The sequence below is a fragment of the Mycobacterium sp. E1715 genome (assembly GCF_001667625.1).
Classification (GTDB): domain Bacteria; phylum Actinomycetota; class Actinomycetes; order Mycobacteriales; family Mycobacteriaceae; genus Mycobacterium.
This window is the reverse complement of record NZ_LZJJ01000099.1, coordinates 1-2,241: the sequence shown is the minus strand read 5'-3', so window position 1 is coordinate 2,241 and position 2,241 is coordinate 1. Positions and strand designations below refer to the sequence as shown.

Genomic DNA, 2,241 nt, shown 5'->3' with positions numbered 1-2,241 from the left:
GGCGCCGAGCCGTACTACCACCTCGACGGCCCCGTCCAGTCCACCGCCAAGGTTCTGGAAAAGGCCGGCATGAAGATTGGTGACATCGACATCACCGAGATCAACGAGGCGTTCGCGTCGGTGGTGCTGTCCTGGGCGCGGGTGCACAACCCGGACATGGACAAGGTGAACGTGAACGGTGGGGCGATCGCGTTGGGCCACCCGGTGGGCAGCACCGGCAGCCGGCTGATCACCACCGCGCTGCACGAGCTGGAGCGCACCGACCAGAGCACCGCGCTGATCACCATGTGCGCGGGCGGTGCCCTGTCAACCGGCACCATCATCGAACGCATCTAGCCTCTCGGTGCTCGTCTCCGAAGAGAGCCGCATCGCCGCGGCGCAGGCCTACATCGACGCGCTTGTCAGCCATCACGGCGACTCCGTTCCGTTCGCCGCGCGGTGCACCCGCGTCGAGCAAGGGATCAAGAACGGGTTCTCCGGAAACCATCTGCGCCGCAGCATGAATCGTGGTCCGCAGTACCGATTTCTCGCGGACACAACGCCGCCGGATTACCGAATCGACGGAGACCGGGTGCACGCGGCGTACACCGTGCTGACCAAGGCGGCGTTCGGCGGCCGTCGGCTGGCCGCACGAGTCAACGAGACGTTCGTGATACCGGCCGAAAGCTCAAGCGGCAAGGCCGAAATCCACCACATCAAGGTTCGCTTCCAACCATTTGTCCAGCGCTAAGGGAACATCATGCCTAAACCGAAGCCACGCTCTTTGAACGCCCCCTGGGTCGGCTTCATCATCAAATGGATGGCCAAGGGCAACACGTGGATCTACCGACGCAGCAACGGAAAACTGGGCGGCACCTTCGGCAACGCGCCGGTCGCCCTGCTCACCACGACGGGCCGTAAGACCGGTGAACCGCGGGTGAGCCCGCTGCTGTATCTACGCGAAGGGAACCGGGTGGTACTGGTCGCATCGAAGGGCGGCAGCGACAAGAACCCATTGTGGTACCTCAACCTCAAGGCCAATCCCAAAGTCTCCGTGCAGATCAAGGACGAGGTGCTGCAGCTGCAGGCCCGTGACGCCACCGAGGCCGAGCGCGCGGAATACTGGCCGAAGCTGGATGCCATGTACCCGTCATTCGGCGACTACCGATCGTGGACGGACCGCGTCATCCCGATCGTCATCTGCGACCCGTAACGTTTCCCTCGCTGCAGGTTGGGAAAGATCCTGCGCGACGTCGTCGACGCTGACGTCGGCGAAGCCGCGGGCACTGAACAGCTCGACGGCGAAAGGGTGATTCTGCCGGCTTCTTTCGGCGGGCGCGACGTAGACCCGTTGTGGTATCGCAACCTGAAGGAGCATCCCGAAGTGCGGGTGCAGATCCGCGCCCGGCAGCTGGATCTGGTGGCCCGGGATGCCACAGACGCTGAGCGCGAACGCTATTGGCCGCCGCTGAAGCGGATCTGCCCTCGCTACCGCGAATACCGTCGGGCCATCGACCGCGTCATCCCGCTCGTGGTCTGCGAGCCGCGCTAGGCGCGGCCGGTTTGTCTGGGTAGGACCGTCGGTGAGAACGGAGCAGCCGGCCTTGGCCGTCCGCCGCCGAACCATCCGTTGCACCCGGGCACGGCACCTCAGGGCTTGACTGAGCATATCGCCGTATGTGACGATTTCGTCAGAAAGCGTGCGCCGTGGCCGCCAGGCGCGCTGTGAGGAGAACGATGCGTCGCACACCGGCCGGTGTCCCGGTATACGAACCCGACCTCTACTCCGCCGCCGCCATCGTCGATCCCTACCCGCACTACCGGCGCCTGCGCGACCTCGGCCCGGTGGTCTGGCTGGCCAAGCAGAAGGCGTACGCGCTCCCCCGCTACGCCGAGAGCAAGGCCGTGTTGCGTGACGACACGACGTTCCTGTCGGGCAGGGGCGTCTCCCTGAACCCGATCACCAATCGCCTATCGCGAGGCACGACCCTCAACAGCGACGGCGACGAGCACGATCAACGTCGCAAACTGGTCGCGCACCGACTGTTGCCGCGCGTGCTGCGTGCGATCAGCGACAGCGTGGACGCCACCGCCGCGGCGGTCGTCGATGCCGCGCTCGCCCAGGGTGCGGTCGACGGGGTAAACGACCTGGCGGCCGCCCTGCCGCTGGCCGTGGTGCCTGACCTCATCGGTTGGCCGCGGGATGGTCGGCATCACCTCATCGACTGGGGCGGAGCCACTTTCGATGTCCTCGGCCCGCTG

At 65.8% G+C, this 2,241-nt stretch carries 2 protein-coding genes and 3 pseudogenes; all 5 read left to right on the top strand.

Annotated elements, in window-relative coordinates; genetic code table 11:
• A pseudogene (locus tag A9X03_RS05625) lies at nucleotides 1-336 on the top strand (steroid 3-ketoacyl-CoA thiolase); the annotation flags it as partial.
• A 7-nt stretch (nucleotides 337-343) separates the two neighbouring features.
• Nucleotides 344-730 carry a hypothetical protein gene (locus A9X03_RS05620; protein ID WP_067755068.1) on the top strand — a complete coding sequence of 129 codons (387 nt, stop codon included), beginning with the start codon at nucleotides 344-346 and terminating at the stop codon, nucleotides 728-730.
• Nucleotides 731-739: 9 nt separating this feature from the next.
• Nucleotides 740-1,192: a nitroreductase family deazaflavin-dependent oxidoreductase gene (locus A9X03_RS05615; protein ID WP_067755072.1), complete on the top strand. Its 453-nt coding sequence runs from the start codon at nucleotides 740-742 to the stop codon at nucleotides 1,190-1,192.
• Between the two features lie 84 nt (nucleotides 1,193-1,276).
• A pseudogene (locus A9X03_RS05610) lies at nucleotides 1,277-1,531 on the top strand (nitroreductase/quinone reductase family protein); the annotation flags it as partial.
• A gap of 185 nt (nucleotides 1,532-1,716) precedes the next feature.
• A pseudogene (locus A9X03_RS05605) lies at nucleotides 1,717-2,241 on the top strand (cytochrome P450); the annotation flags it as partial.

What these genes read in the sequence shown, in the direction of transcription:
- A9X03_RS05615 (WP_067755072.1), top strand. Translation starts at nt 740, where the DNA reads ATGCCTAAACCGAAGCCACGCTCTTTGAACGCCCCCTGGGTCGGCTTC.